The sequence below is a fragment of the Achromobacter sp. genome (assembly GCF_036567245.1).
Lineage (GTDB): Bacteria > Pseudomonadota > Gammaproteobacteria > Burkholderiales > Burkholderiaceae_B > Achromobacter.
Window position 1 is genome coordinate 1 of the sequence record NZ_DATCUY010000642.1, and the last position, 2,052, is coordinate 2,052.

The following is a 2,052-nucleotide window of genomic DNA, read 5'->3' on the forward strand; positions in this document are numbered from 1 at the left end:
GTCCGCCCGCCGGCTGGCAGACCGACCTGCAGGTGTCGCGCGCCTTCGGCGACGCCTGGCTGGCGCGCGGCGAGGCGCTGCTGCTGAAAGTGCCGTCGGCCGCCGGCGGCTTCCAGTACCTGCTGAATGCCGAACATCCCCAACTGGCGCAGTGCCAGATCGTGTCGGCGCTGGCCTATCCGTTCGCGCCGCACCTGGCTGGCATCGACGGCGCGGTGCTCGACGGGGCGGGCTGGTTGGCCTCGGCGCGCGACTGAGGGGCGGCTGCCAGGCGATGGATGCGCCCTCCGTTGCGGGGACTAGAATAGGGCGCATCCGATTCTCCCCTGGAGTCCGCCGTATGACCGCCATTTCCGCTGCCCCGACATCCGGCGCAGCGCTGCCCGCCGTGACCGCGCGGGTGGACGTCGTTTCCATCCAATCCCAGGTTGTCTATGGCTGCGTCGGCAACAACGCCGCCATGCCGGTCTTTCGCCAGGCGGGTCTGCGGGCCATCGCGCTGCCTACCGTCATCCTGAGCAACACGCCGCATTACGCCACCCTGCATGGCGGCGCGGTGCCGCTGGACTGGTTCCAGGGGCTGCTTCGAGGGCTGGACGAACGCGGCGTGAGCCAGGTGGCGCGCGTGGTGGTGTGCGGCTACCTGGGGCAGCCCGGCCAGGCCGACCTGCTGGCGGATTGGCTGCAGGCGCTGCGGGCCGCGCGGCCGGACCTGCGGGTGCATATCGATCCGGTCATGGGCGACCGCAACGACGGCCTGTACGTGGACGCCGGGTTGGTGACGCAATACCGCCGCAAGCTGGTGCCGCACGCCAACGGCATGACCCCCAACCATTTCGAGCTGGAGCAGTTGGTCGGCCGGCCGCTGGCCTCGATCGACGAGGTCACGGTGGCCGCGCGCGAACTGATCGCCGAAGGGCCCGAATGGATCGTGGTCACCAGCGCCGCGCCCCAGGCGGCCGCGCCCGGCACCTTGCAGTTGGCGGTGGTCACGCGGGACGATTGCGTGGTGCTGAGCCATCCCGAAATCGCCATCCCGCCTTCGGTGCATGGCACCGGCGACGTGTTCATGGCCAGCGTCACGGCGCGGCTGCTGACCGGGCAGGATCTGGTCGAGGCGGTGCGGGCGGCCGCCACCCAGGTCACGGTGGCGCTGGAGCGCACCCGCGAGCTGGGCTGGGAAGAACTGGCGATGGAAGGCTAGGGCGCCCTGACGGATCGGCGGGCTTAAGGCACCAGCGACAGGCCGACGCGGAACTGCGATTCGTTGCGCTGGTTGTAGCCCAGCAGCGTTTCGCCGTAGCCGTTGAAATACTGCAGGTGCAGGTAGCCGTTCATGTTCAGCCAGGTGCGCTGCAGCGGCCAGGCGAAATCCAGCTGCGTGGTGCGGCGCTTCTGGTCGCCCTGGCGGTACATGGCCGAGATGACCGCGCCGTTGTCCTGCGCCCAGCGCAATTGCCAGTCGACGTGGCCGGCGTAGTCGGAGTAGTCGCTGTTCTCGCTGGCGACCCCGAAGTAGGCCTTGACCCGCGGCGCGAAGGTGAGCGTGCTGCCGCCGTCGAAACGGTAGTGGAAGCGCGGTTCGATATAGCCGTCGTTGAGCGAGCGCGAATCCACGCCGTCCTTGCCGTTGGAGTTGTGCTCGACGCCGGTGTTCATGCCGATGCGCCAGTTCTGGCTGGCGGACTGCCAGATATTGTCGGACAGCCAGAAGGCGCTGGGATTGAAGGTGGTGTCGATGAAGGGCATGGAATCGCCCTGCAGGTCCCACAGCGACGTCTGCGTGTACGCCAGGTAGAAGTTCTCGTCCCAGGTCGCCGGGCGGTCGCCCGCGGGGCTGAAGAGGCGGTACTTGGCGCTGATCTGAAAGCGCGCGGTGGTCTGTCCGCGCGTGCCGATGTCGAAGTACACCGGCTTGTATTCGGAAACCGAACTGCGGAAGCGGTCGAAGGCGTTCTGCTGCTGCACGGTAGGCACCGCGGACGCGTCGGGCGAGGGACCGCCTTCGGGCGAAGCGCCGACCGCGGCCACGGCTGCGGCGGGCACGGGTTC

3 protein-coding genes are annotated in these 2,052 nt (G+C 68.8%); 2 read left to right on the forward strand and 1 reads right to left on the reverse strand.

The genetic code is table 11. The annotated features are described in order from the left end of the window. Both VIR09_RS27155 and pdxK read left to right on the forward strand, forming a co-directional pair. The coding region (locus tag VIR09_RS27155) for an RES domain-containing protein (RefSeq protein WP_332015687.1) at positions 1 to 257 on the forward strand (257 nt) is incomplete at its 5' end. An 83-nt stretch (positions 258 to 340) separates the two neighbouring features. Then, positions 341 to 1,204: a pyridoxine/pyridoxal/pyridoxamine kinase gene (gene pdxK, locus VIR09_RS27160; protein WP_332015688.1), complete on the forward strand. Its 864-nt coding sequence runs from the start codon at positions 341 to 343 to the stop codon at positions 1,202 to 1,204. Between the two features lie 23 nt (positions 1,205 to 1,227). On the opposite strand, the gene VIR09_RS27165 is transcribed toward pdxK, so the two are convergent. After that, on the reverse strand, positions 1,228 to 2,052 hold an 825-nt coding region (locus VIR09_RS27165; protein ID WP_332015689.1), incomplete at its 5' end, for a phospholipase A.

Coding starts and splice junctions, on each gene's coding strand:
- pdxK (WP_332015688.1), top strand. CDS start 341: ATGACCGCCATTTCCGCTGCCCCGACATCCGGCGCAGCGCTGCCCGCC.